At 72.4% G+C, this 25700-nt stretch carries 20 protein-coding genes; 9 read left to right on the top strand and 11 right to left on the bottom strand.

Annotation, left to right across the window (positions count from 1 at the left end; genetic code table 11):
• Positions 1-3 precede the first annotated feature (3 nt).
• A complete protein-coding gene (locus ACZ3IJ_RS00600) occupies positions 4-825 on the bottom strand; it encodes a hypothetical protein (RefSeq protein WP_467465439.1) in 822 nt (273 codons plus the stop codon).
• Between the two features lie 417 nt (positions 826-1242).
• On the opposite strand from ACZ3IJ_RS00600, the gene sepH reads away from it, so the two are divergent.
• Complete coding sequence (gene sepH, locus ACZ3IJ_RS00595; protein ID WP_467465438.1) at positions 1243-2307, top strand: septation protein SepH; 1065 nt, start codon at positions 1243-1245, stop codon at positions 2305-2307.
• A gap of 103 nt (positions 2308-2410) precedes the next feature.
• Here sepH and ACZ3IJ_RS00590 read toward each other — a convergent pair whose 3' ends face one another.
• Positions 2411-2620: a hypothetical protein gene (locus ACZ3IJ_RS00590; RefSeq protein WP_467465437.1), complete on the bottom strand. Its 210-nt coding sequence runs from the start codon at positions 2618-2620 to the stop codon at positions 2411-2413.
• 174 nt (positions 2621-2794) lie between these two features.
• The gene (locus ACZ3IJ_RS00585) at positions 2795-3631 is read right to left on the bottom strand and encodes a sulfurtransferase (RefSeq protein WP_467465436.1); all 837 of its coding nucleotides are present in this window, start codon (positions 3629-3631) and stop codon (positions 2795-2797) included.
• A gap of 289 nt (positions 3632-3920) precedes the next feature.
• Between ACZ3IJ_RS00585 and ACZ3IJ_RS00580 the strand changes: the two genes are divergently transcribed.
• Positions 3921-4691 (top strand): VOC family protein, encoded by a 771-nt coding sequence (locus ACZ3IJ_RS00580; protein WP_467465435.1) that lies wholly within the window; start codon positions 3921-3923, stop codon positions 4689-4691.
• A gap of 22 nt (positions 4692-4713) precedes the next feature.
• Here ACZ3IJ_RS00580 and ACZ3IJ_RS00575 read toward each other — a convergent pair whose 3' ends face one another.
• The 3 genes from ACZ3IJ_RS00575 to ACZ3IJ_RS00565 all read right to left on the bottom strand — a co-directional run bounded on the left by ACZ3IJ_RS00575 (position 4714) and on the right by ACZ3IJ_RS00565 (position 9801).
• Positions 4714-6072, bottom strand: coding sequence for a polysialyltransferase family glycosyltransferase (locus ACZ3IJ_RS00575; protein WP_467465434.1), 1359 nt, complete (start codon positions 6070-6072; stop codon positions 4714-4716).
• Positions 6073-6076: 4 nt separating this feature from the next.
• The gene (locus ACZ3IJ_RS00570; RefSeq protein ID WP_467465433.1) at positions 6077-7042 is read right to left on the bottom strand and encodes a glycosyltransferase family 2 protein; all 966 of its coding nucleotides are present in this window, start codon (positions 7040-7042) and stop codon (positions 6077-6079) included.
• A gap of 113 nt (positions 7043-7155) precedes the next feature.
• Positions 7156-9801, bottom strand: coding sequence for a YfhO family protein (locus ACZ3IJ_RS00565; RefSeq protein WP_467465432.1), 2646 nt, complete (start codon positions 9799-9801; stop codon positions 7156-7158).
• A 331-nt stretch (positions 9802-10132) separates the two neighbouring features.
• Here ACZ3IJ_RS00565 and ACZ3IJ_RS00560 point away from each other — a divergent pair, with 331 nt between their 5' ends.
• Positions 10133-11377: an MFS transporter gene (locus ACZ3IJ_RS00560; protein ID WP_467465431.1), complete on the top strand. Its 1245-nt coding sequence runs from the start codon at positions 10133-10135 to the stop codon at positions 11375-11377.
• A 104-nt stretch (positions 11378-11481) separates the two neighbouring features.
• Positions 11482-11922 carry a GlcG/HbpS family heme-binding protein gene (locus ACZ3IJ_RS00555; protein ID WP_467465430.1) on the top strand — a complete coding sequence of 147 codons (441 nt, stop codon included), beginning with the start codon at positions 11482-11484 and terminating at the stop codon, positions 11920-11922.
• A gap of 89 nt (positions 11923-12011) precedes the next feature.
• On the opposite strand, the gene ACZ3IJ_RS00550 is transcribed toward ACZ3IJ_RS00555, so the two are convergent.
• On the bottom strand, positions 12012-12950 hold the full coding sequence (locus ACZ3IJ_RS00550; RefSeq protein WP_467465429.1) for a hypothetical protein: 939 nt from the start codon (positions 12948-12950) through the stop codon (positions 12012-12014).
• Positions 12951-13054: 104 nt separating this feature from the next.
• On the opposite strand from ACZ3IJ_RS00550, the gene ACZ3IJ_RS00545 reads away from it, so the two are divergent.
• From ACZ3IJ_RS00545 to ACZ3IJ_RS00525, 5 genes are all read left to right on the top strand, one after another.
• Complete coding sequence (locus tag ACZ3IJ_RS00545) at positions 13055-14233, top strand: CapA family protein (RefSeq protein ID WP_467465428.1); 1179 nt, start codon at positions 13055-13057, stop codon at positions 14231-14233.
• Positions 14234-14406: 173 nt separating this feature from the next.
• The gene (locus ACZ3IJ_RS00540) at positions 14407-16668 is read left to right on the top strand and encodes a HAMP domain-containing protein (protein WP_467466241.1); all 2262 of its coding nucleotides are present in this window, start codon (positions 14407-14409) and stop codon (positions 16666-16668) included.
• A 7-nt stretch (positions 16669-16675) separates the two neighbouring features.
• Entirely contained in the window at positions 16676-18154 is a 1479-nt protein-coding gene (gene pgsB / locus ACZ3IJ_RS00535) for a poly-gamma-glutamate synthase PgsB (RefSeq protein ID WP_467465427.1), read from the top strand.
• A gap of 67 nt (positions 18155-18221) precedes the next feature.
• Positions 18222-18704 carry a poly-gamma-glutamate biosynthesis protein PgsC/CapC gene (locus ACZ3IJ_RS00530; RefSeq protein ID WP_467465426.1) on the top strand — a complete coding sequence of 161 codons (483 nt, stop codon included), beginning with the start codon at positions 18222-18224 and terminating at the stop codon, positions 18702-18704.
• Between the two features lie 16 nt (positions 18705-18720).
• Positions 18721-19800 (top strand): C40 family peptidase, encoded by a 1080-nt coding sequence (locus tag ACZ3IJ_RS00525; protein ID WP_467465425.1) that lies wholly within the window; start codon positions 18721-18723, stop codon positions 19798-19800.
• A gap of 54 nt (positions 19801-19854) precedes the next feature.
• On the opposite strand, the gene ACZ3IJ_RS00520 is transcribed toward ACZ3IJ_RS00525, so the two are convergent.
• From ACZ3IJ_RS00520 to ACZ3IJ_RS00505, 4 genes are all read right to left on the bottom strand, one after another.
• Entirely contained in the window at positions 19855-20502 is a 648-nt protein-coding gene (locus tag ACZ3IJ_RS00520) for a thymidine kinase (RefSeq protein WP_467465424.1), read from the bottom strand.
• A gap of 77 nt (positions 20503-20579) precedes the next feature.
• The gene (locus tag ACZ3IJ_RS00515; RefSeq protein WP_467465423.1) at positions 20580-21785 is read right to left on the bottom strand and encodes an alkaline phosphatase family protein; all 1206 of its coding nucleotides are present in this window, start codon (positions 21783-21785) and stop codon (positions 20580-20582) included.
• Positions 21785-22369 carry a DUF5998 family protein gene (locus ACZ3IJ_RS00510; protein ID WP_391801171.1) on the bottom strand — a complete coding sequence of 195 codons (585 nt, stop codon included), beginning with the start codon at positions 22367-22369 and terminating at the stop codon, positions 21785-21787. The genes ACZ3IJ_RS00515 and ACZ3IJ_RS00510 overlap by 1 nt, the downstream gene beginning before the upstream one ends.
• 65 nt (positions 22370-22434) lie before the next feature.
• Positions 22435-25638, bottom strand: coding sequence for a bifunctional acetate--CoA ligase family protein/GNAT family N-acetyltransferase (locus ACZ3IJ_RS00505; RefSeq protein WP_467465422.1), 3204 nt, complete (start codon positions 25636-25638; stop codon positions 22435-22437).
• Positions 25639-25700: the final 62 nt, after the last annotated feature.

Below are 25700 nucleotides of genomic sequence, written 5' to 3'. Positions count from 1 at the left end.
CGGTCATTCGGCGGGTGCCCCGTCCTCCGGGGCGCCCGCGCCGGCGGACGGCGTGCCCGTGGGAGTCGGAGGAGGCGTCGGAGTCGGGTCCGACGGCGCCGGAGTGGGCGTCGGCGTCACGGGCGGGGTCGGGGGCGGTGTGGGCGTCGGGTCCTCGCCCGTGGAGCCGGAGGGGGTCGGCGAAGGGTCGGGGGCGGCGCTCTCGCCCGTGCCCCGCGTCCCGCCGTCGGCGGGGGTGCCGCCGTCGTCCTGCTGCGCCGGTCGCCCCTGCTGCCGCGTCGGCTCGTCGTCGGACGGCGCCGTCCCGTTCCTCGCCTCTCCGTCGCCGCGGACGACCGAGCCGAAGGTCGTCCGCCCCTTCGTGCCGCTGAAGTCCTGATCGGATATCAGTTCGTAGGCGGTGATGCCTCCCATGGCCACCAGGAAGACGAGCGCGGCGCCGACGGCGGAGCGCTTCCAGCCTCGGACGCGCGTGCCGTGCGTGGTCGCCGAGCCGAACTCCCCGTCGTACGGCGGCGCGGCGGGCCCGCCGACGGCCGTGAGGACCTGGGTCCGGTCGGGAGTCGTCCGGAGCGCCTGGGGCTTCGACGGCTCGGCGGGGACGGTGACCTCCCGGATCTGCTCCCCCGTGCGCGTGAAGAGGTGGTGGAAGACCGAGCCGCCGCAGGTCGCGATGACACTGATCACACCCGCGCCCAGGATCGTGCCGTACACGCCGAGCGTGGAGGCGAGTTTGGCCGCGATGACCGCGGCGACCGCGGAGCCCGAGACCTGAGCGATGCTCAGGTCGAGCTTCTTCTTCTCACCGTTCTTCTCGTGATCCATACCCAGAAGGGACAAATGGGCGAAGTGAAAAGTTCCGTTTCTGCGGTTTCTGTGAAGAGCGCCACGCGGCGGCGGCGACCACGGAGACTCAACTCCCGTACCCCCGGAGAAGTTGGGCGGCGCGCCGGTCCACCCAGGTGGCCCGAATGGAGTACTGTGGCGATCCCTGGGTCTGGGCTCCCTCATGGGTGCCGGGACGCGGGGAGGGGGCCGAAAACGGCACTCGAACCGGCGGCGCCAAGGCATCGCGCGGTAGCCCGCTGCAGAGCGTGACCATCGGTCACTCTGCGTCGCAGACGGGTAACCGTGCCATAACGGCGTTCCAGGGTCCAGGCCCGACACGCCGGGCAACTCGGCAAGGTTGTGGCAGGCTGCACCCGGGCAGGCCACACTCGACTAGCGGAAGCAGCGACGCACGTGACGTCGGCAGGCACCACCCGGGAGGTCCCCATGCCCGAACTGCGTGTCGTGGCCGTCTCCAACGACGGCACACGACTGGTGCTGAAGGCTGCTGACAGCACGGAGTACACGCTTCCGATCGACGAGCGGCTGCGCGCCGCCGTGCGCAACGACCGCGCGCGGCTCGGTCAGATCGAGATCGAGGTGGAGAGCCACCTCCGCCCCCGCGACATCCAGGCGCGGATACGTGCCGGTGCCTCCGCCGAGGAGGTCGCCCAGCTCGCCGGGATCCCCGTCGACCGCGTACGGCGCTTCGAGGGCCCCGTGCTCGCGGAGCGGGCGTTCATGGCCGAGCGGGCCCGCAAGACGCCCGTGCGCCGGCCCGGCGAGAACACCGGTCCTCAGCTCGGCGAGGCGGTGCAGGAGCGGCTGCTGCTGCGCGGCGCCGAGAAGGACACCGTGCAGTGGGACTCCTGGCGCCGTGACGACGGCACATGGGAGGTGCTGCTCGTCTACCGCGTGGCGGGCGAGGTGCACACGGCCAGCTGGACGTACGACCCGCCCCGGCGGCTCGTCCAGGCCGTGGACGACGAGGCGCGCGCGCTGATCGGCGAGACCGACGACACGATCGCCGCCGCGCCGGAGCCGAGCTTCCCCTTCGTCCCGCGGATCGCACGGCTGCCGCGCGACCGTCCGCTGGACCGCGCGCTCGACCGCCAGATCGAGCGTCCGGCGCCGGTTCCCGATCCGGAGGAGGAACGGGACTCGCTGACCAGCCTGCTGGAGGCGGTGCCGAGCTTCCGTGGCGACATGGTCGTCCCGGACCGCGGCGCCGACCCGGCCTCCACCGAGCCGACCGACGAGCCGGAGGCGGAGGAACCGCCGGCCCCGGCGGCCTCGGCCGGCGCCGGCTCGGCCTACGCCGACGTCCTGATGCCGCGCGCGGTGTCGGGCCACCGCGACCGTCTCACCGGCACGACGGACCGTCAGGCCGAGGCGGACGGCGTCCGCCCGGGCCGCCGGGCGGCGGTCCCGAGCTGGGACGAGATCGTCTTCGGCACGCGAAGGAAGAAGCAGGACTGACGCCCGTACGACGAGGGGCCCGCACCGGCGATCGGTGCGGGCCCCTCGTCTCGTTCCCGGACAGACACGTAGGGGCCTGCCAATTCCCCGCCGTGGCGCGCCGTCAGGTTTCCAGCTGTGCCGCGGTGCGGGTGAGCCGCTTCTCGATGCCTTCCAGGGCGCGCAGGACGGAAGCCTGTTCCTCGTCCGTGGCGTCGCCGACGGTGGCGTCTTCGAGCTGACGCCACAGCTGTGCGACTTCCTTGTGCAGTGCATGGCTGGCGGAGGCGTCCCGGTCCCAAGCAGATCTGGAGGCCCACCGCAACCAGGGCAAGGGGGTCCTGGTGCCCTGGCCCTCCGGGTCGCCACCGCCCGTGCCGTGGGAACGGGTGAGGAGGCCCCGGGCCGCAGCCGGAAACCCAGCTCATGCTGTGGCCCCCTTCCGTGCTCGGCTCGGCGAAGCCGGCCGGGCGTCCGGCCGGCTCACGAGCCGGCCGGACGCCGACGGCTACTGCGGGTCCGCGCCCTTGGCGACCGGGCGCGTGGGATCGTTCGACCATTCCGACCAGGAGCCGGCGTACAGCGCGGAGGGGATGCCCGCGATCGCGAGGGCGAGCACCTCGTGCGCGCCCGAGACGCCCGAGCCGCAGTACACGCCGACCGCGCCGTCCTCCCGGGCGCCGAGCTCGGCGAAGCGGGCCGCCAGCGCCCGCGCCGGGAGGAAGAGACCTTCCTCGTCCACGTTCCCGGTCGTCGGCGCCGAGACCGCGCCCGGGATGTGGCCGCCGACCGGGTCGATCGGCTCCACGTCGCCCCGGTACCGCTCCGCCGCCCGCGCGTCGAGCAGCAGCCCGGAGCGCGCCAGCGCGGCCGCCCCGTCCGCGTCCAGCAGCCCGACCTCGCTCGGGTGCGGCACGAAGTCGCCCGGCTCGGGCTCCGGGGTCTCCTTCGACAGCTCGTGCCCGGCGGCCGTCCACGCCGCGAGACCGCCGTCCAGGACCCGTACGTCCGTGTGGCCCGTCCAGCGCAGCAGCCACCAGGCGCGAGCGGCGCCCCACCCGAGTCCGCCGTCGTAGACGACGACCGGGGTGTCCGCCGAGAGACCCGCCCGGCGCATCGCCGCGCCGAAGACCTCCGGGTCGGGCAGCGGGTGCCGACCGCCGCTGCCGGGAGGCCCGGCGAGTTCCGTGTCCAGGTCGACGTAGACCGCGCCGGGGATGTGCCCGGCCTCGTAGTCGGGCAGCCCCGGCGGGCCGCCGAGCTGCCAGCGGACGTCCAGGAGGACCGGGCGGCGGGCCCCGGCCGACTCGCTCGCGAGTTCGCCTGCGGTGATGATGGGCTTCATGGGTGCCATCCTCGCGCAGCCCGCGCTGCCCCGGAGCACCTTCCCCCGGACCGTGCCACGGTGACGCCAGGACGGCACGGCGGCCCCGCGGCGGCGCGGCCGTGGCGCGAGAAGGGCTCAGGGGTGCGAGCATCTGCACGGGACGCGCGACCGCGCGTGTACGGCGGGTGATCGGCGGGCAGGAACCCGAGGCGGGCCCCAGGGCCCCGCTCCCACCCGCCCGTACGAGCTCGTGCGCACGCTCGGTCCCCCCGCACGGCCACGACGATGGTCCGAGGAGAGAGTGACGATGACCGAGGCGACTCGGCGCACACCCGGTACACCCTGTTGGGTGAGCTTGATGGTGCACGGCATTGACGCGACGCAGGAGTTCTACGGCGGGCTCTTCGGCTGGGAGTTCGAGCCCGGCCCGCAACAGCTCGGCCCGTACGTGCGCGCCCTGCTCGACGGCAGGGAGGTGGCGGGCATCGGCCAGCTGCCCCCCGACCGGCATCTGCCGGTCGCCTGGACCACGTATCTGGCCACCGACGACGCCGACGAGACCGCGGAGACCATCCGCTGCTGCGGCGGCACGGTCGCCGTCGGCCCGCTCGACGCGGGCGAGGCCGGCCGGATGGTGATCTGTTCGGATCCGGTCGGCGCCGTGTTCGGCGTATGGCAGGCCGGGGCGCACCGGGGCACGGCGGCGGCGGGGCCTCCGGGCACGCCGGTCTGGAACGAGCTCCTGACGTACGAGACGTCGGCGATCGCCAAGTTCTACCGGTCGGTGTTCGGGTACGACGCCGAGCCGGTCGTCTCGGCCGACTTCGACTATGTGACCCTCCACCTCGACGGACGTCCGGTGGCGGCCCTGCACGGCGCCGGCACCGCGCTCCCCCGTGACCGGGGCGCGCACTGGCTGACGTACTTCGAGGTCACCGACACCGACGCGGCCGCCAGGCTCGTCACCGAGCTGGGCGGCCACGTGCTGCGGCCGCCCAGGGAGGGTGCGGGGGGCCGGAGCGCGCTGGTGGCGGACCCGGAGGGCGCGGTCTTCACGATCGTCCACTCGGCGAACTGACCGAACGGGCCGCGCCCCGGGTTCAGCTCCTGCCGCTGCGCGTCAGGGTCCGGCGCAGCCGGGAGGCGCCGGGCGGACCGGCCGGATCGCCGCCGGGCAGGCCGAGCTTCGTCAGCCGCTCGGCGTCGAAGTACCGCGCGGTGTCCGCGTCGCCGCGGTGGCTCTCCAGGAACGCGGCGGTCTCGTCGCGCAGCAGCGGGTGGAGCCTGGACTGCATGCAGAAGCCCACGGCACGGACCAGCGGCGTCAGGGTCTCCGGTCCGGCTCCGGGGACGGCCGGTCCCGTACCGGTCCCGAGGTCGGGCACGATGTGGTCGACGACGGTCAGCGGCATGCGGTTGCTGTTCTCGAAGGGCGTGAGCCGGGCCAGGACCGTCTCCGTGCCCACCCGGGCGATGGGGACCCCGTAGTAGACGGACGCGGTGACCATCGCGGTCGAGAAGCAGCCGACGACGAGCGTCGGCCGGCAGCGCTCGTAGAAGGTCTCGGCGAGCAGGGGGCCGTCCAGGACCGTCAGCCGTACGCCGGCCTCGTCCGCGGCTTCGTTCAGCGCCGTGCCGTAACGGGCGGGCGCCGTCGGGTGCGGCTTGAAGATCACCGACGTGTGCCCGGCGGCCGCGGCACCGCGCAGCATCCGGATGTGCAGCTCCTCCTCCTCGTCGGCGGTGAGGATGCCCAGCGAGGCGAGGTACTGGCCGAGGAGAAGCGCCGTCGGCTCGGCCTCGACCGCCGCGGCGACCTGCCGGTCGCCCTCGGCGGCCTCGGCGATCTCCGCGAGGACCCGCCGGAACGCCTCGTCGGGTACGAGCTCGGGCTCGACGCCGTACTCGGAGAGCAGCAGGGGACGCAGACCGGGCACGAGGTCGAGGTGGAGCAGCCGTCCGATCCGGCAGGCGATCGACTGCGGCAGCTCCTCGCGCGTCGGGCCGTAGCTCATCAGGCCGTCGGCGTAGACGTCGACGGTGCTCTCGGCGAAGACCGCCGCGAGGGCCTTGGCCGGGTTGACCTGGATGGACTCGACGATCAACTCGACCGGTGCGGTGCCCAGCTCCCAGGCCGTCCGGAACACCCGCTGCCACAGCGGTGCCTCCTCCGGGCGGGGCGCCCAGGTGGCGGGGTGGTGCGGGTGGATGGCCTCGTTCCAGTCGATCACCTCGTCGAAGCGGGAGGCGATCCGGTCGTAGCCGGTCATCGTCTCCAGGCGCAGCGAGGTCTCCGGGATCGCCGCGTTGTTCGACACGAGCAGGATGCGCCGGGCGTCGTCGGGGGCTCCGAACCGGCCGGCGTCGACCGCCGCCGCGAGCGTGGCCGCGCCGTAGAGCGTGGACACCTCGAAGATCTGGATACGCGCGGTCGCGCTCTTCGCTGTCGTCGCGGTCATGGGGTCAGGCCGTCCTTCCGGTGGCGCGCAGGCCGCGGAGCAGGGTGCTGCGCGCGGAGTCCATCGTCGCCAGCGTCTCGTCGAGCACCTGCTGCGGCATGCGGCGCAGGGCATCGGTCACGTTCCGCTTGAGTCGCTTGGTGACGGCAGGCTCGTACTGACCGGCCTTGCCCATGTGGAAGGCGATCATGGCGCAGTACGTGCGGACCGCCTTGGGCAGGAAGCGGTCGGCGTCACGGTCGGCGGACACCTCGTCGAGCAGGAGGTCGTACGAGGGGATGAAGTCGAGCTGGCGGTTGTCGGTGATCTGGGTGAGCGAGGTGGTGACGCCGCGCCGGTAGAAGACTCCGTGCAGGTTGAGGGCCGCGTAGCTGGTGGCCTTCAGGTGGAGGCGCCAGATCCAGAGCCGGTCCTCGGCCGTGCGCAGCTTCGTCTCGAAGCGGGACTCGCCGTTCTCGAAGAGCCGGCCGCTGTAGATCCCGAAGGGGACGAAGGGGTAGTCGACCATCGTCACCATGCTGGCGGGCGCGATCCCGTCGCGCGGATCCATCACCGTCTCACGGCGCTTGGCGGGGGCGTACCGGATGGCGCGCTTGGTGCCGGTGGACAGGACGTGGTCGGTGCGGGCGAAGTCGCAGCCGAGGGCCTCGATGCCGCGGACCATGCCGCGCAGATGGCCCGGTGCGTACCAGTCGTCACCGTCGAGGAAGGTGATGTGGTCGCCGGTGGCCGCGTCGATCCCGGTGTTGCGCGCCTGCGCCACGCCGAGGTTGGTCTCGTGGCGGATGACCCTGGCGTTCGGGATGCGGCTCTGCCAGCGGTCGAGGACGTACGGCGTCTCGTCCGTCGAGCAGTCGTCGATCAGCAGGAACTCGAACTCCGGGTCCGCGTTGTTCGCGAGGCTTCGCATGGTGTCGGGCGCATAGATCCCGACATTGTGGAACGGGACGATGACGGACAACTTCGGCACTCGGAGATCCCCACACTCAACCAGACGTACTGACAGGCAATCGATCACTCAGGCGACTCGGCTCACGGTCTTCACCAGGGCGGACGCCGGTCAGGCGGGCAGCGTATCCGTCGTCATCTCCCGCCGGTGGAGCCCGATGTGGCCTCCAGATGAACTCTTGTCGCCGCGCGTGCGAACCGGTGCCGGAAGCCGAGCGCGAGCAGGACGAGCAGCGCTGTGGCGGCGACCGCGCCGCCGAGGCGCAGCCCCGGGGGCCGGAAGGTGCAGCTGACCGAGGTCGTCGTGGGGTCGATCGGGACGGCCAGGAGTCCGAGGTAGCGCTGCGCGGGGGCCGGCGAGGCGTCCCCGGCCGCGCAGCTCCAGCCGGAGACGCGGGGGGCGGCGATGAGGGCCGTTCCTCCGCTGCCCGCCGGGAGTTCGGCGGTGAGCGTGTGGCCGGCGACATGGACGGAGGTGGCGCCGGTCGCCGTCAGCCGCTGTACGGCGGTGTCGAGGCGCGCCCTGTCCAGGCAGGCCACGGGCTCCCGTGGCAGGGAGGCCGCCCGCGCGTCGCCGCGCAGTTCGATCCGTACGGCGCCGGATGCGGGTACCGCGCCGAGCGTCTGCATCGGGCCCTGGACCGAGGGCAGTCCGCCGAAGAAGGTCACGGCCGGCTGCCCGGCCAGGGCGGCGGTGCCCTTGAGCTCGGGCGCCCAGAGCCAGACCTGACTGCCCGCGGGGCACGAGGCGTTGAGCGTGGTGACGCGGCCGGGACCGTCCGTACGGCGGAGCGAGCCCGGCACCGTGTAGACGGTCGAGCCCAGCAGCAACTCCTGGTTGGCGAACGGGGAGTCGCCGAACGCGGCGTCCCGCGCGGGCAGCTTCACGTCCGGACGGACCGTCACGAGCGGGGGCACGGGTGTGTCGGTGACCGTGATCCGGCCCTCGGGCAGGGTGTCCGGGGTGACCGGCGCCGAGGGCGTGGAGCGCATCCGGGTGCCGATGGAGAAGATCGCGTCGGTCACCGGGTTGTCGAGGGTGACCGGGTGGCGGCCCTTGGCCCAGAAGCCGAAGCCGAGGGCGGAGAGGGTGCGCGCGTACGTGTCCGCCGTGAGGCTGGAGTAGTACTCGGCTCCTTGGCCGCCGACGAGCAGGACGTCGTTGCCGCCCGGGATCTCGCCCGGATCCGTACGGTGGCGCGGCCAGGCGTCCTGCGCCTCCACGGCGCGCGCCATGTCCTCCTGCCAGGGTCCGAGGCGCGGGTTCCACTGGACCTTGGTCAGCTCCTGCTCCGCGATCCTGCCTCCGGTGAGCGCGGTCTCCCCGGCCTGGGCGACGACGAGGAGGACGACCGCCAGGGCCGACAGGCCTCGGGCTCCGGCCGCGTACCGCCGGGCGAGCAGCACGGCGACGGCGGCGAGCACCGCGAGGGCCAGGGCGGCGGCGAAGGCGGGATAGGTCCAGCGGTCGACGACGAGGCTGTCGCGGGCGACGAGGGCGAGGGCGGCGAGGAGTGCGGCGCCGCCGAGGAGGGCGGGCAACGGGGGCAGTCCGCGGGCGGTGGACAGCCAGGCCGCGACGATCAGCAGCCCGCAGAGTACGAAGGTCTGACGGTACGGCAGCCCGTTGGGCGAGGCGCCCGCGTGCCAGAGCAGATGGGTGGGGCCCCACTGGAGCGAGAGCCCGACCAGGACGATCGCGGCGGTCCAGGCGATACGGGGCCCGGGGGCCACGGCGCTGTTGAAGGGGAGCGTCAGCGCGAGTGCGAGGGCAGGGGTGCCGATGAAGAGGGCGGGGGTGGCGACGCTGGCCGTGGCCGGGAGCAGCCGGGCGAACACCTCGGTCCAGGTGACGGGGGCGAACGTCACCTCGGGGGTCGGGTCGGCGACCCGGGTGGCCAGGAAGATCACCAGGATGAGCGGGGAGGCGAGCGCGATGCCGAGGAGGACGGAGCGGCTTGCGCGCAGCAGTCCGGCCAGTCGCCGGCGGGCGGTCGTGCCCTCCGTGAGCAGACGGACGGTCAGGACGACGGCGGCGCCGAGGGTGGCCATGTACGCGGTGTAGAAGTTGGCGTACCAGGCGAGGGCGACGACGAGCGGGCCGAGGACGGGGCGGCGCGCGGTGCGGGCCCACTCCCCCACCAGACAGAGCAGGGGAAGGGCGAGCAGTCCGTCGAGCCACATCGGGACGGTGGCGCCGTAGTTGAGGGTCCAGCCGCACAGTGCGTACGCCGCGCCCAGGACGGCCGCCACCTGCCAGGGGCCGCGGCGCAGCCTGAGGAGCAGGATCGCCATGGCCGCACCGGCGGCGGTGATCTTGGCTGCGGTGATGACGTAGAGGGCCAGTTCCATGCGGTCGGCCGGGAAGAGCACGACCATCAGGTCGAACGGGCTGCTCAGGTACGTGCCGTAGTCGCCGAGGAAGTTCGACCCGAAGCCCGCGCTCCAGTTGAGGAACAGGTCGCCGTCGGCCTCGCCGAGCAGGACCTTGCGCCAGTGGGCGTGGAACGGCAGGTACTGCTGGCCGAGGTCGACCGTGTTGCGGGTGGTGGACCCGAACGGATGGCTGCCGGCGAGCCGTGTGCCGAGGCAGAAGACGAGGGACGTCAGCAGGGCCGCGGCGAGGGCGCCGCGTACGCGGATGCTGTGCCGGGCCCGGTCGAGGTACCGCCGCGGGCGCTTCCCCGTCCGGTTCCCCGTTTCCTTCGCCGCGCCGGGCTGCCCGCCCTCGGTGCGCGCGCCTTCGCCCTGGTCGGGCACGGTCTCGGCAGCAGGGGGCACATGTCCTCCGGGGTGTGTCGGGCGGCGCGCGGTCAGTCGGGCGGCGCGCGGTCGTTCGGGCGTGGGCCCGGTGGTCACGTCCACGTCCACGTCACGGGCAGAGGGCCATTACCGCCGAGCCGGGCGTCTCGAATCCGATCAGCAGGCGGTCTTCCGGCACACCGGAGGTGAACACGAGGTGCCACCGTCGTGCGGGACCGACGGGATCGGATCGCTGCGCACGGCGGTATCCGCCGTCCGCAATACCCTCCGCTTGCACTTAGCCAGCGTCTGCAACTATTGTCGAGGCGTGCAAGACCCCCCTGCAATCATTTCTGGAAGGTGCTTCACCATGCCTCTCGCGCTCCTGGCCCTGGCCATCGGGGCCTTCGGGATCGGCACCACCGAGTTCGTGATCATGGGCGTGCTGCCTCAGGTCGCCGGGGACTTCGGTGTCACCATTCCCACGGCCGGCTGGCTGGTGACCGGCTACGCCCTCGGTGTCGTGTTCGGCGCCCCGCTCCTGACCGTGCTCGGCACCAAGGTGTCCCGCAAGAAGATGCTCCTCTTCCTGATGGGCCTCTTCGTCGTCGGCAACCTGCTCTCCGCCGTCGCCCCGACCTTCGGGATGATGCTGACCGGCCGGATCGTGGCCTCCCTCGCCCACGGCGCGTTCTTCGGCATCGGCTCGGTCGTCGCCGCGGACCTGGTCGCCCCGGAGAAGAAGGCGTCGGCGATCTCGCTGATGTTCATGGGCCTGACCGTCGCCAACGTCGTCGGCGTCCCGCTCGGCACCTACATCGGGCAGGCGGCCGGCTGGCGCGTCACCTTCACCGTCGTCGCGGCGCTCGGCGTGGTCGGCTTCCTCGGCGTGGCCAGGCTCGTGCCCGAGACGGGCCCGCCGGAGACCTCTGGCGTCCGCACCGAGTTCGCCGCCTTCAGGAACGTCCAGGTCTGGCTCGCCATGGCGATGACCGTCCTCGGCTACGGAGGCGTGTTCGCGGCCGTCACGTACATCACCCCGATGATGACCGAGGTCGCCGGCTACAGCGAAGGCGCCGTCACCTGGCTGCTCGTCCTCTTCGGCATCGGCATGTTCCTCGGCAACCTGCTCGGCGGAAAGTTCGCCGACCGCGCCCTGATGCCCATGCTCTTCGTGGCCCTCGGCGCGCTGTCCCTGACGCTGCTGACCTTCACGGCCACCGCCCACCACAAGGTCCTCGCCGCGATCACGCTCACCCTGATCGGCGCGCTGGGCTTCGCCACCGTGCCCCCGCTGCAGAAGTGGGTCCTGGACCAGGCGAAGCAGGCCCCGACGCTCGCGTCGGCCGCCAACATCGGCGCCTTCAACCTCGGCAACGCCCTGGCCGCCTGGCTCGGCGGTGTCGTCATCGCCTCGGGCCTCGGCTTCACCGCCCCGAACCGGGTGGGCGCGCTCCTCTCCGGAACCGCCCTCCTGCTGGCCTTCCTCGCCGCGTTCCTGGACCGGCGGACCCGGGCCGCCGCGTCGATCCGTACGGAGGCCGGGGCCGCTGCCGACGACGCTGCCGTCCGGGTCCGGAGCGACGCCGAGCGGGTCCCGGCCGGGCTGCGCTGAACCCCGGCACCCCGGCACCCCCGTACCCCGTACCCCCTTACCCCGTACCCCCGTACCCCCGTACCCCCGAAGATCCATCCCCCGCCTACAAGGAAGTCACCACCGTGAGCACCACCACCGCCCCCGCCGTCACCCCGCTGAGCACGCGGGACGCCGAGATCCTGCTCACCACCGCCGTCCGCGCCGCCGAGGCCGGCGGGGTCACCGTCAGCGTCACCGTCCTGGACGCGGGCGGCCATCTGCTCGCCTTCCGCCGCGACGACCGCGCCGTACTGATCTCGGGCGAGACGAGCACCCGCAAGGCGTACACGGCCCTCCAGCTCGACGCCCCGACCGCCGACCTCGTCGACCTGGTCAAGCCCGACGGCCCGTTCCACAGCCTCACCACGGCGCTCGACCGTCCGCTGCTCTTCATCGCCGGCGGCCTGCCGGTCCACCGCGACGGCCGGCTCGTCGGCGCCATCGGCGTCGGCGGCGGCGCGCCCGAGCAGGACCACGGCTTCGCCACGGCGGCCGTCGACTCCCTCGGCGCCGGTACACGCTGACCCGGCACGGGGACGCCGCTCACCCGATCATGCGCCCGCCCGGTGCCTTCGGCACCGGGTCGCGTGCGCCGCGGTCGGCCCGCCCGAAGTCACTCCTCGGAGCCGTCGGCTGGAGCAGTGGCGCTCGATCCACCGGTGTCGGACCAGGTCGAGAGGAGCTTGCTGAGGGCGGTCAGCGCTCGCGCGGCCTCAGGTTCGTCACCCCGGGCCGCCGGAGCGAGTTCGACATGGACGAACGTCGAACGGTGCCGCTTCGCCGCCTTCCCCTGGACGTTCGTCGTCCCTTCCAGGGGGCACCGATCAGCCCACCCCCGGCAGACGCGGAGATCGTCGTCCTCCATGAGGTCGGCCAGCATGGCGACATCGCCGGGTGCAGCCTCTGCGGCACCGGTGGAGAGGATGGCGTCGTAGGGGCGGTCGGGCGTTCTGGCGAAGCCGTGCACCTGCATGCCCGGAACGCCCCGCTTCTGCAGCTCCGAGACGATCGCATGGAAGACGCTGTCGGTGCGGTGCGCGACATCCGCCGCGTCACCCCTCCCGGAGGTGCGGTGGGCGCCGGCGAGGACCAGCGCGCCGCCCGGCGTCTCCTCCAGAAGCCGGGCCCCGAGGGCTTCCGTGCCGCGGTCCGCCACCGGATGCGGCACCTGCACGCTCCAGCGGACGCCTGAGTCCGCGTTGACGTACAGCCGCCCCCATCGCGCCTCGGCCCCGGAGTCGCGGGCGGCGACCTCGTCGTAGCGGCGGCCGGAGGCCGTGTCCATGAGCGCGGTCACCCGGAAGCCGACGGTGTCGAGGACCTGTTCGGCCTTCTCGGCATCGCCGTCCAGGAGGTGGCCCACCCCGCGTGCGAGGCGTTCCCGCTGGGTGTCGCTCGGGGGCGTGTAGCGCGCCCCGGCTTGGGCTTCGTCCGCGTATTCGAGGATCCGGTCGCCGAGGTCGACCAGTTCGCGGTAGTTCGAGCGCCCCGCCTCCCCGTCGCTGCCCTGGATCGCCTGGCAGCCCGACAGCAGCAGAAGCACGCTTATCACACTGACGATGCGAAGGGAATGTGATGATCTTGTGACGACCCTTGCGCATTGGATCTTGGAACGCGTGTGAAAATCAGGCAGTGACATTCTGTGATTCTCTCCGCATGCATCGCGTGCTGACAGGGGTGGCGGCCTTCGCGGTCCTCGCGGTCGGCTGTGCACCGACCCCCGACGAGTCGCAGAGCAAGCCGGGCGGCCGGTCGTTCACCGTCGCCGCCGCAGGAGATGTTCTCATCCATCCGGAGCTGGTGGAGCAGGCCGCCAAGGACGCGAAGAAGACCGGCAAGGGCAGCGCAGGCCTGGACTTCGGCCCGCTGCTCGCCGGCGTTGAGCCGGTCATCAGCAAGGCCGACCTGGCCATCTGTCACATGGAGACCCCCGTGGGCAAGCCCCGGGGCCCCTTCGAGGGGTACCCGGAGTTCCTGGTGCCGCCACAGATCCTCACCTCCCTCAAGGACGTGGGGTACGACACCTGCTCGACCGCCTCGAACCACACCTATGACCACGGACTGAAGGCCATCCGCCGCACCCTGGACACCATGGACCGGGTGGGGCTCGGCCACGCCGGCTCGGCACGCACCCCCGAGGAAGCGGAGAAGATCAACATCCGCGACGTCAAGGGCGTCAAGGTCGCCCACCTGTCCTACTCGTGGGAGTCGTTCCTCAACCCGACACCCGGGAAGGAACGCTGGGCCTTCAACCGGATCAGCACGGACGAGATCAAGGCAGCCGAGTCCCGGGCCCGGAAGCAAGGGGCCGAGGTGGTGCTTCTCTCGGTCCACTGGGGCCTGGAGCACTACAACGAGCCGAGCGTCCCGCAGCTGCAGCTCGCGGAGCGGATCACCAAGGAGACCGGGATCGATCTGGTCATCGGCCACCACGCGCACGTGGTGCAGCCGATCCAGAAGCTGAACGGCACCTGGGTCGCCTACAGCCTGGGCAACCAGGTGGCCCGCCACTCCTCGCCGACGGGGCTCACCGAAGAAGGGGCGATCGGCTGGTTCGAGTTCCGGGAGACGGCGTCCGGATGGGACGTCGAAGCCCGGTACCGCACCACGCTGGTGGACATTCCGCCCGAGGTCGAGCCGGGCGAGAAGCTCCCGGAAGGCGCAGTCGAGGAGCACCGGCTCGTGGACGTGAGGCAGGTGCTCGACAGCCCCGGCGAACTGTCGGCGGACCGCCTCGCCCGATACCGCCTCGCCGCGGACCGGACGAGTGGCTACCTCTTCAACCGGGGGGCCCCGGGCGGCGACGGTCTGGCCGAGCTCTCCCTGAAGGACTGAGCGGCAGCACAACCCCGTCTCGCGCATTCGCCTTCCGGCGTCCCGGGCCCGCGCCACGTGCGCTCGCCCGAGTGAGCCATGGCCGTAGACATCAGGAAAGAACCCCAGTGACATCGAGAAATGCCGCGTACTCCGTCCGCGGAGGGCGGCGACGGAGCCGCCGACGCGCGGACATGCCGCTCCTCGGCGGCATCCGCCCCCCGATCGCGGTGCTGTGCGTGCTCGTCCTCGCCCTGGCCGGCCTGACGGCGCGGGTACTCGGCCCCGGCAAGGACATCGGTGCGCCGCAGGCGGTGCTGTCCTCGCAGCAGCACTTCGCGGAGGACGGCGCCATCGCCCTGCGCGCCTCGATCGACGAACGGCTGACGGACCTGGAGCGCACCGCCGCGGCGCTGAGCGCGGGTGCCCCGGTGAAGCCCGAACGCGTCCTGTCGGACCTGGGCCGGACCTACCAGAAATGGACCGGCACCACCGTGCTCGACCTGGAGAGCGGAGAGATCCTCGCCGCGCGGGGGGAAGCGATCCCTCTCGCCTGGCTGGACAAGGACGTCCTCACCGGCGAGCGGGCTCTGACACCGCGGATGGTGCGGCTGGAGACCGGGGACGTACGCCTGATGACCACGGCGGTCCTGGACTGGCAGGACCGGCCGCAGCAACTTCTGATCGCGTCCAGCAGCCTGTCCGTGCCCGCCATCAACCTCGGCCCGTTCCGCACCATGGCGGTGGTCGCCGAGGACGGTGAGGTCCTCGGCACGGCCGGCTTCGAGCGGGCCGAGGCACTCAACTCCGACCAGGAGCGCAAGGAACTCGCCTTCCTCCAGAAGCAGATGAGCCTGCTCTCCGACCAGGCCGCGACGCGGACCGAGCAGCATCCCGTCCGCGCCAAGGAACCCGGCGCACGGGGCTACCCCGGTGTCAGCGGCACACTCGTCGGCGACGAGTACAACGGCCGTGTGGCCACCGCCGGGTACGCCTCGCTCGCCTCCTCCGACCCGGAGGAGAAGCAGAGCGTGGCCGCCGGTCTCGGGCTGACCGTCGTGGCACTGCTGCCCGTCATCCAGCAGGACACCGCCGACCAGGGCCGTGAGCTGTACGGCCTGGTGGCGGCCGGCGCCCTCGTGCTCCTCGGGCTGCTGGCGGTGGGGGTGCTCTGGGCGACGGTGCAGCGGCCCCTGCTGCGACTGTTCCTGGAGTCACGCCGGATCGCCCGGGGCGATCTCGTCCGGCCGGTCACGTCGCCCCGCTGGGGCGAGGCCGCCCGCGTCGGGGCCGCCCTGGAGACCCTGCGCCGGCAGCTCGGCAGTGACGGCTCCGTACATGACACCGACGCCGACAGCGGCTCCGCCCGTCGGAAGAGGAACCTGGTCGGAGGCCGGGGACCGCTCGTGGTGACGGCCGCTCTGCTGCTCCTGTGGTGCGTGCCCGTCGGTCTGCTGCTGAACCGGACCGACGAGTCCGTCAGCGTCCCGACCACCATGGTCAACGACCAGCGCGACCGTACGGATCTGATCGCCGACCGGGTCCGCCGGGCACTCAACGAGGCACAGGCGGACCTCGTCTCCACCTCCCGTCTGCTCGACGCGGACGGTCACGAGGGCACCACCCGCCTCCTCGAGGACACCCTGCAGAAGCACACCCGCTACCAGGCGCTGTACGTCGTGGACCCCGCGGGCCGGGTGACTGCCCGCGCGGGCGCGGAGCCCCACCCCTGGGAGCAGGGCGAGGAGCTGCCCCTGGTCCGGGTGTCCGGCGAAGGCGGCAAGGAGCCGGTGATCCAGGCCGGAGCTCCGGTGCCCGAGCTCAAGGGCGGCACCCTCGTCGGAGAGATCCGGGTGGAGTTCCTCAACTCGCTCCTCGCCCGGCCCGGCCTCGGGGAGGTCCGTATCGTGGACTCCGCCGGCCGGACGCTCGCCGCCAGCGACGGCTTCCTCGCGTTCGAGGAACTGCCCGGCACGGTCCTGCCCGGCCTCGTCCGGGCGGCCGGCGTCCGGATCGGCGCGGGCCCGGTCGAGAACGCCCTGCTCGTCCGCGAGGGGGACCGTGTCAGCGTCGCCGCGGCGGCCCCGTTCTCCGGTGGCGGCGTCACGGCCGACATCGGCTGGACGATCGTCAGCCATCAGGACGCCGAGCGCTTCCAGATCGCCCCGTACGAACGTGAGGACCGCAGCGTGCTCGCCGGGATGCTCGGGCTGGCCGCGATCATCTTCTGCCTGGGGTGGATCTACCTGGTCGTCGTACGACCGCTGCGAGCTCTCGCCACAGCCGCCGAGAAGCTCGCGGACGGCGACCTCAAGACCGTGCTGTACCCCCGGTACCAGGACGAGGTCGGCGCCGTCGTCCGCAGCCTGGAACTGCTGCGCCAGCAGTCGCAGGCCCACAGACACAACCAGACGCGCCGGCTCGCCGAGCCGCGGTCCAGCGTCGGCGGAAGGTGACAAGGCCGTGCTCTACCTCTACTTCGTCCTGCTGACGGGCGGGGTGTTCCTGCTGATCGCGGGCATCGTCGAACAGCGCAGGCACTACGCCGCCCTGCACACCATCCCCACCCGGGTCCTCGTCAACGGCATCCGGGGCAAGTCCTCGATCACCCGGCTGTGCGCCGGAGCCCTGCGCGGCGGAGGGCTCGTCACGGTCGCGAAGACCACGGGGACGGCCGCGCGCTTCATCCACCCCGACGCGACGGAGGAGCCGGTCTACCGCAAGTTCGGCATCGCGAACGTGGTGGAGCAGATCGGCATCGTGCGGCGGGCGGCGACGTACCGGCCGCACGCCCTCGTCATCGAGTGCATGGCCGTCATGCCGGCCCTGCAGGAGGTCAACCAGAGCAAGCTGATCCGTTCCACCATCGGCGTCCTCTGCAACGTCCGCGAAGACCACCTCGCGGAGATGGGCCCCACCCTGGACGACGTGGCCCGGTCCCTGTGCCGCTCGATGCCGGAGCACGGCATCTGCGTGACGGCGGAGAAGGAGCGGTTCCACATCCTCCAGGAGGAGGCGGACGCCCGTGACTGTCAGCTCGTCTACGCCGACCCCGAGACGGTCAGTGACGCGGAGCTTCGGGGCTTCAGCTGGTTCACCTTCAAGGAGAACGTCGCCATCGCCCTGGCCGTGGCGGAACTCCTCGGCATCGAACGGCAGGTCGCTCTGCAGGGCATGTACGACGCGCCCCCGGACCCGGGTGTCCTGTCCGTGGAGCGCTACGTCACCCCCGAGAACAGGCGTCTCTCCTTCGCCAACGTCTTCGCGGCGAACGACCCCGAGTCGACGCTGATGAACGTCAACCAGTTGCTCGACCTGGGGGCCGTCGGCCGCCCGCTGAACGTCGTGATCAACTGCCGGCCCGACCGCGTCGAACGCAACGGGCAGATGGGGGAGATCATTCCCGACCTGCAGCCGGACAACGTCTTCGTCATCGGGCACCCCGCGAAGAGTGCCATCGACGCCATTCCCGCCGAGTGGCGCGACCGGGCGGTCGACCTGGGCGGCGAGAAGCGCCCCGCCGAGGACTTCATGCCCGCCATGCTCGGGCGGATGCCCGACGGCTCCTCACTCGTCGCCATCGGCAACATCCACGGCCAGGGCGAAGAACTGCTGGAGTACCTCGCCGAACTCCCGGCGGACGACAGTGGCTCCGAAGCCGGTCCGGGCGCGGCGCGCGACAGCATCCCCTCCCAGTCGGCGCGTCTGGACCCCTACGCGTCCTACCCCTCGGCCCACGAGGAGCGGTACCAGGCTGCCCAGACCCAGGAGATCCCCCTCGTACGGATCCCGGTCCGACAGGTGGGTGAGGGACGCGGACCCGCGCCGTCCACCGTGTGGCCGGAACCCGAGGACATACGGAGCGGGCACGCGGAGGACGAGACCTACGGATGGTTCCAGCCCTCGGCCCACGAGGCCGACCGCCCCTCTCCGCACTCCTGACCCTGCCGGCCACCGGCCCCTGCCGACCCTCCCGCCTGACTACGCGCCCACGCGCCCGGAGCTCCCGTTGACCACCGCCGCCCTGACCCCCGAGATGGCCGCCCTGGGCATCGCCATAGGTCTGTTCTTCTCCCTGCTGTGCTACCTCACGACCAACCTCTCCCCCGGTGGCATGATCACCCCGGGCTGGCTCGCCCTGACCCTCATCGAGGACCTCCAGCGGGCCGCCATGGTCGTGGGCGTCACGGCGCTGACCTACGCGGGCACCAAGCTCATGCAGCGGCTGGTGATCCTCTACGGCAAGAGGCTGTTCGCCGCGGTGGTCCTGCTGGGCGTCCTGCTGCAGGCCACGGTGATGATCGTCCTGTCGATCGAGTTCCCCCTGCTCTACGGCAACCAGACCCTCGGCTTCATCGTCCCCGGCCTCATCGCCTACCAGCTGGTTCGCCAGCCCAAGGGGCCCACGCTGCTGGCGACGGCCTCCGTCTCCCTGCTGGCCTACATCGTCGTGGCCGCCGGCCTGCTGCTCGGCGTCATGCCCGCCGTCTGAGAATCGAGGAAGAATCATGGCAGGCAAGAAGAAGACGCGCCCGCTCGTCACGGGCCTCGTGATCCTCGGACTCGTCGCGACCTCCGGATACCTCACCCTGGAACTGCGCAAGCAGGAGGAGCCGGGTGTCACCGAGATACGGAACGTCGGCGTACTCGACGGCGGCCGGGCGAAGGCCGGCATGGCCGAGGACGCGGCCGTGGAACGGTGGTCCCGGATGGAGAACCCCGGACGCAGCGTCCTCCGGGACGCGCAGGGGCAGGTCAAGGCCACCATGACCGACGGAGCGCGGACCGCGAGACTGACCGGCCCCGCCCGGGTCTTCGCCGAACCCGCCTCCACGGCGTCCAAGGTCTCCACGACGGACTGGGTACGCCTGATGCCTCGGCCCTGGTCCAAGGGCGCGGAGAAGCAGAAGTGGTTCAAGGACTGGTACGACGAGTACGCCGGCAGCAAGAAGGACGACCTCTTCGCCTTCGCCTTCCAGTACGTGGCGGGCGCGCCACGGCAGAAGGACAAGGAGGGCGTCGCCTTCGCTGGTGATGCCAACTTCGGCCCGCTCAACACCTCCGGAGCCGAGGGCGGCGACCTGCGCCTCGAGCAGTCCGACTTCTACGACTACCTCGGCGTCCCGTACCCCTTCCGGGACGGTGCCGTCGGCACGCCGGAAGCCATGCGCGCCCGGTCACTGGACTGCTCCGGCTTCATCCGCATGGTCCTGGGCTACCGCGCGCGCTACCCCCTGATGTCGTCGGACAAGGCCGGCGACGGTCTGCCGCGCACCGCCAACGGCATGGCACGCTCCCGGCAGGGCGTGAACATCCTGCCGCTGACCGGAGTGTCGGCGAAGGACCGTCCCGCGACCATCGACGAGCTGCAGCCGGGCGACATCGTCTTCTTCAAGCTCGACGGGCGTACGGGAAAGCGGCTGGACCACGTGGGCATGGTGCTCGGCTACGACACCCAGGGTCACCTGATCTTCGTGTCCAGCCGCGAGGAGGTGAACGGCCCGACCATCGGCGACATCGGTGGGGTCTCCCGACTGGACGGCAACGGCTACTACGCCAAGACCCTGCGCAGCGCGAAGCGGCTGTGAGGCACCGCTGCGGCCGGCAGGGCCCTCTCGCCCTGCCGCGCCGAGGGGAAGGCGTCAGTCCGAATTGACGGGGAGGACATCGGGGGAGAGCGCACCCGCGTGCGCCGTGGCCGAGGTCATGAACCGGCGGTGGTGGCGACGGCAGAGGACCTCGTAACCGACCTCGACGGTCCGGTTGACGTCGCCCACGACGACCTGTTCGCCCTCGACCACCATCTCCCCGTCCACGGTACGGGCGTTGTGGGTGGCACGTGCACCGCACCAGCAGAGCGCCTCCACCTGAAGCTGCTCTATGCGGTCCGCGAGTTCGATGAGGCGCTGAGAGCCTGGGAAGAGCTTCGTGCGGAAGTCCGTCGTGATCCCGAAGGCGAAGACGTCCATGTCGAGGTCGTCCACGATCCGGGCCAGCTGGTCGATCTGCTCCGATGCCAGGAACTGGGCCTCGTCCACGATCACGTAGTCCGCTCTCCCACCCTGGGACAGCTCACCGACCACGTACGCGTACAGGTCCATCGCGTCAGTCACCTCGACCGCGTCCGTGACCAGGCCCAGACGGGAGGAGAGCTTGCCCTCGCCGGCGCGGTCCTGGCGGGTGAAGATCACGCTCTGGAGGCCGCGGGCCGAGCGGTTGTGGGTGATCTGCAACGCCAATGTGCTCTTCCCGCAGTCCATCGTTCCGGAGAAGAACACCAGCTCGGGCATGGGAAGTCGGGGCCTTTCAGGCGAGGGGATGCGGGGAATCCGGGGGAATCCGGGAGGAGGGGACGAGGAGGTACGGCTCAGGAACGGACTTCGATGAGCGGCACCAGCTGCTCCGCCGGCGTCATCGAACCGTGCACGCCGACCATCGCCGACTCGTGGGGCTCGTTGACGGACGCGGTGATGATGACATCGTCATGGGCGGCGGCGACCACGTCGCCGATCCTGCCGTACACGCGCTCGTCGACCGCGTCGCCGAACCAGCCGAGCGCGATGGCCTCGTCGCGGCTCGCCACCCAGAACTGCTCGCCGAGCACCTCCCGCCAGCACGTCAGCACATCGGCCGCGGCACCCGGCACCGCGTAGACATGGCGGGCACGGCCCTCGCCGCCGAGCAGGGCGACCCCGGCGCGCAGCTCCCAGTCCTCGTCGAAGTCGATCCGGTGCCGGTCGTCGAAGGGGATGTCCACCATGCCGTGGTCGGCCGTCACGTACAGGGCCGAGTGGGGCGGCAGCTGCTCGGCGAGCCGCTGCACGAGCCGGTCGACGAACATCAGCTGCCCGCGCCAGGCGTCGGAGTCGATGCCGAAGCGGTGTCCGGCCCCGTCGAGTTCGCTGTAGTACGTGTAGACCAGGGAACGGTCGCCGCCGGCGAGCTGCTCCGCGGCGAAGTCCATCCGCTCCTCGCCGGAGAGCCGGCCGTGGAACGTTCCGCCACTCAACGCGATCTTGGTGAGGGGAGTGTCCTGGAAGATCGGCGAGGAGACCTGGGCGGTGTGGATGCCCGCCTCGTGCGCGAGCCCGAAGACGGTGGGGTACGGCTGCCAGACCTGCGGCGAGGTCCACGGCTTCCAGCGGAGCTGGTTCATCAGCTCGCCCGTGTCGGGGTTGCGGACGGTGTAGCCGGGCAGTCCGTGCGCGCCGGGGACGAGACCGGTGCCCACCGAGGCGAGCGAGGTCGCCGTGGTGGCCGGGAAACCGGCGGTGACCGGACGGCCCGTACCGCCACGCGAGGTGCCGAGGAGCGAGGTGAGGTACGGGGCCTCGTCCGGGTGGGCCTTGATCTGCTCCCAGCCGAGTCCGTCGATCAGGAAGACGCAGTTCCGGTCGGCGGGCGACAGCTCGGAGATCCGTGCCTCGAAGCCGGGGACGCCCTGGCCGGCGACGAGCGTCGGGAGGACGTCGGCGAGCGAGGCCGTGCCGTACGCGGGGACCGGTGCCGTGGCGGGGTCGAGCGGGACGGGTTCGTCCGGCCAGCCGGGGGTGACGGCGGTGGGCTGGACCATCAGCGGGTCGCCGCGGTGGCTTCGGAGAGCGACTGGGCGAAGGCGAGGGTCTGGCGCACGGTGTCCGGGCCGTCTCCGGCGTCGCTGACGCGCAGGCTGAGGTCGTCCGCGGTGGCGTTGCCGGTGTAGCCGTGGTCGGCGTCGCAGTTGGGGTCGCCGCAGGCGGCGGGCTCCAGGTCGATCCGCGAGACGGCGCCCCAGCCGATGGTGAGGACGACCTCACGGGGCAGGGTGCCGGGCGTGTAGGACTCCGGGTTGGCGACGACGCGGCTGACGACGACGGAGGAGATCCGGTCGAGCTTGACCGACTCGGTGGACGTCGTGGCGTACGGCGTCGGGGAGCTGTTGTCGGCGGCCTGCTCGTCGGTGTGGCTGACGATGAAACGGTTGGCCGTCAGGACGAGGACCGTGACATGACGACGGACCTCGTTGGAGTCGAACGTGGTCTCCTGGTGCACCACGTACGACGCGATCGCCTCGCCACCGACGGCGGCCTCCACCGCCTCGGCCACGAGGGCCGGGTAGTAGCCGCTGCGCTCGATCGCCGCGCGCAGCCCCTGGGTCGTCGTACCGGTCTTCGCCATGGACTCCATCCTAATCCGTCGGAAGGGGCACTCCGGGACGCTCCGGGGCCGGGTTGAGGCGGGTTTCAGTAGCTCGGAAGGCTGCGGGGACCGAGGTCCGTGCGGGGCGGGGGCGGGGCCAGCCGGACCGTCGCGCCGAGCACGGAGAGGCCGTGCGGGGCGACGACCACGGGCTCCAGCGTGATCGCCACCACTTCGGGATGGTCGTCGACGAGCCGGGAGACGCGCAGCAGCAGTTCCTCCAGGGCGGGTGTGTCGACGGGGGCGGAGCCGCGCCAGCCGAAGAGGAGCGGGGCGGTGCGGATGGAGCGGACGAGTTCGGCGGCGTCGCGGTCGGTGGCGGGGACGAGACGGTGGGACATGTCCCCGAGCAGCTCGGAGGCGGCTCCGGCGAGTCCGAAGGAGAGCACGGCACCGACGGCGGGGTCGATGGCCGAGCGGACGACGGTGTCGACGCCGCGGGGAACCATGGCCTGGACGACAGGCTGGAGCTCGGCGGGCTTGCCGAGCGCCTCGGTCAGTTCGGCGTAGGCGGTGCGGAGTTGTTCCTCCCCCGCCAGGTCGAGCCGTACGCCCCCGAGGTCGGGACGGTGGCGCAGGTGGGGGGCGGTCGTCTTGAGGGCGACCGGGTATCCGAGCCGGGCGGCGGCGAGGACGGCGTCGTCGGGGGTGGGCGCGGGGAGGGTGGGGAGCACGTCGATCCCGTACCGCCCGAGCAGTTCGCGCGCCGCGTCGGCGTCGAGCGTGGCCCCCCGGGTGTCCGTGTCCTCCCCGAGTACGCGCTCGATCTGTGCGGCGGCCCCGCCCTCGTCGATGTCCTCGAACTCGGGCACCCGCCCGGGCTCGGCCGCCTGTCGCCGCCACTGCCCGTACCGCACGGCCTCGGCCAGCGCCCGCACGGCCCGCTCGGCGGCGGGGTAGGCGGGAATCCCCCCGCCGAGGGGCCCGGCGCCGTCTGCGGCGGCCGAGCCCTCGCCGGCGTCGCGGGGGACGGCGGCGCCGGCACGGGGGTGGGCTGCGGCGGCGCCGGCGCCAGGACCGCCCGAGCCGGAGGCGAGATCCCCGGCGCCGCCGGAGCCGCCGGTGCGCGGGTCGCCCATGGCGCCGCCGGAGCCGTCGGCGCCGGGCGCCGGGGTGCCGTCCGCCGATCGGCGCGGCGGCGCGGCGCTGTCCGGCGGCGTCGGCCCGCCGGTCGCAGGGTCGGTGGAGGTCGGGCGGGCGCCCGGGCCCCCGGGCACGGTGGCGTCGGGGCGTACGGGCGCGCCGGCCGGGGGGGCGTTGTCTGGGGCCGCGGGCTCGGGAAGTCGGCGGGCCCGGGTGGGCGGGCGGGTGCTCGTCGCCGCCGAGAGCGCTTCCGCCAGGCCGCCCATCTCCACGTGGACCACCACCACCGGCTTCGCCGGGGACGGGGCGGAGGCGACCGCCTCGCGGAGGTACGCCGCGAGGACCTCGCCGTCGCCGGACTCGACCGCCCCGTTCTCGCCGACCCAGGGGATCGCGGTCACGACGACCGCGTCGCAGGCGTCGTCCGCGAGCGCCGCCGCCAGCGCGGCGCGGAAGTCCGCGGGGCTCGCGCCCGTCGTCAGGTCCAGCGGGCGGTGCGGACGGAGCCCCTCCGTCAGACAGGCGTCGTACGTCAGCAGCCCGAGCGACTCGGAGTTGCCGAGGATCGCCACGCGCGGCCCGGCGGGCAGCGGCTGGCCCGCCAGGAGCAGCCCCGCGTCGACGAGTTCGGTGACCGTGTCGACGCGGATGACCCCGGCCTGCCGGAGCAGCGCCGAGACCGTGGCGTGCGGGATCCGGGTGACCGGCACCCGGTGCCCCGGCGGCGCGCTCCCGCTGTGCCGCGCGCCCTTGACCACGACGACCGGTTTGACCGCCGCCGTGCGACGGGCGAGCCGGGTGAACTTCCGGGGGTTCCCGATGGACTCCAGGTACAGCAGGACGACGTCCGTCTCCGGGTCGTCGTACCAGTGCTGGAGGAAGTCGTTGCCGGAGACGTCGGCCCGGTTGCCCGCCGAGATGAAGGAGGAGATGCCCGCGCCGTGCCGGTGCAGCCCGGCGAGGAGCGCGATACCGATGGCGCCGGACTGGGTGAAGAGCCCGATGCGTCCGGCGGCCGGCGCCTGCGGCGCGAGCGAGGCGTTCAGCCGGACACCGGCCGAGGTGTTGATGATCCCGAACGCGTTCGGCCCGATGATCCGCATCCCGTACGAGCGGGCCTGCCGCACCAGCTCCCGCTGCCGGTCCCGGCCCTCGGCCGTGCCCGTCTCCGCGTAGCCCGCCGAGAGCACGACAAGTCCCCGCACCCCGTGCTCCCCGCAGTCCGCGACCGCCTCCGGCACGCGCTCGGCGGGAACGGCGACGATCGCGAGGTCCACCGGTTCGCCGATGTCCCCGACGGAGCGGAAGGCCGGTACTCCGTCGAGCGTGTGGGTCTCCGCGGGGAGCGCGCGGTTCACCGCGTACGTCCGTCCGCCGAACCCGCCGTCGAGGAGGTTGCGCAGGACCGCCCGGCCCACGCCGCCCGGTGTGCGTCCGGCGCCGACGACGGCGACCGAGCCGGGTGTGAGGAGCCGCTGCACGGAACGCGCCTCCGCCCGCTGCTCCCGCGCGCGCTGCACGGCGAGCGAGCGGTCCGTGGGCTCCAGGTCGAGGTGGAGCCGTACCGAGCCGTCCTCGAAGCTTCGCTTCTGGGTGTACCCCGCGTCGGTGAAGACCTTGATCATCTTGGTGTTCGCCGGCAGCACCTCCGCCGCGAACCGCCGGATGTCGCGCTCGCGCGCCACCGCCGCGATGTGTTCGAGCAGCGCGGACGCCACGCCGCGCCCCTGGTGGGCGTCCTGGACCAGGAAGGCGACCTCGGCCTCGTCGGCCGGCGCGGAGGCGGGCATGCCGCGGTCGTCGATCCGGTCGTACCGCACCGTGGCGATGAACTCCCCGCCGACCGTCGCCGCGAGCCCCACCCGGTCGACGAAGTCGTGGTGGGTGAAGCGGTGCACGTCCTTGGCGGAGAGCCGTGGGTACGGCGCGAAGAAGCGGTAGTACTTCGACTCGTCGGAGACCTGCTCGTAGAAGCTGACCAGCCGTTCGGCGTCGTCGGCGGTGATGGGCCTGATGCGTGCCGTGCCGCCGTCGCGGAGGACCACGTCCGCTTCCCAGTGGTCGGGGTAGGCGTGCTCCGGCTGTGTCGCCTGGGCCGCCTGTGGCGACTGCACTGCCTGTACCGGCTCCCCCGGCCGGCCCGGCTGTTCCGACGCGCTCTGCATGGGGCAAGCCTACGGCCGGGGTCCGACACGGGCACCGGTCGCGCGGCACCTGTGCGCCATGC

This window comes from Streptomyces sp. NPDC013317, assembly GCF_055563155.1.
Note: the sequence above shows the minus strand (reverse complement) of the source record. Positions and strands in the feature narration are given on the sequence as shown.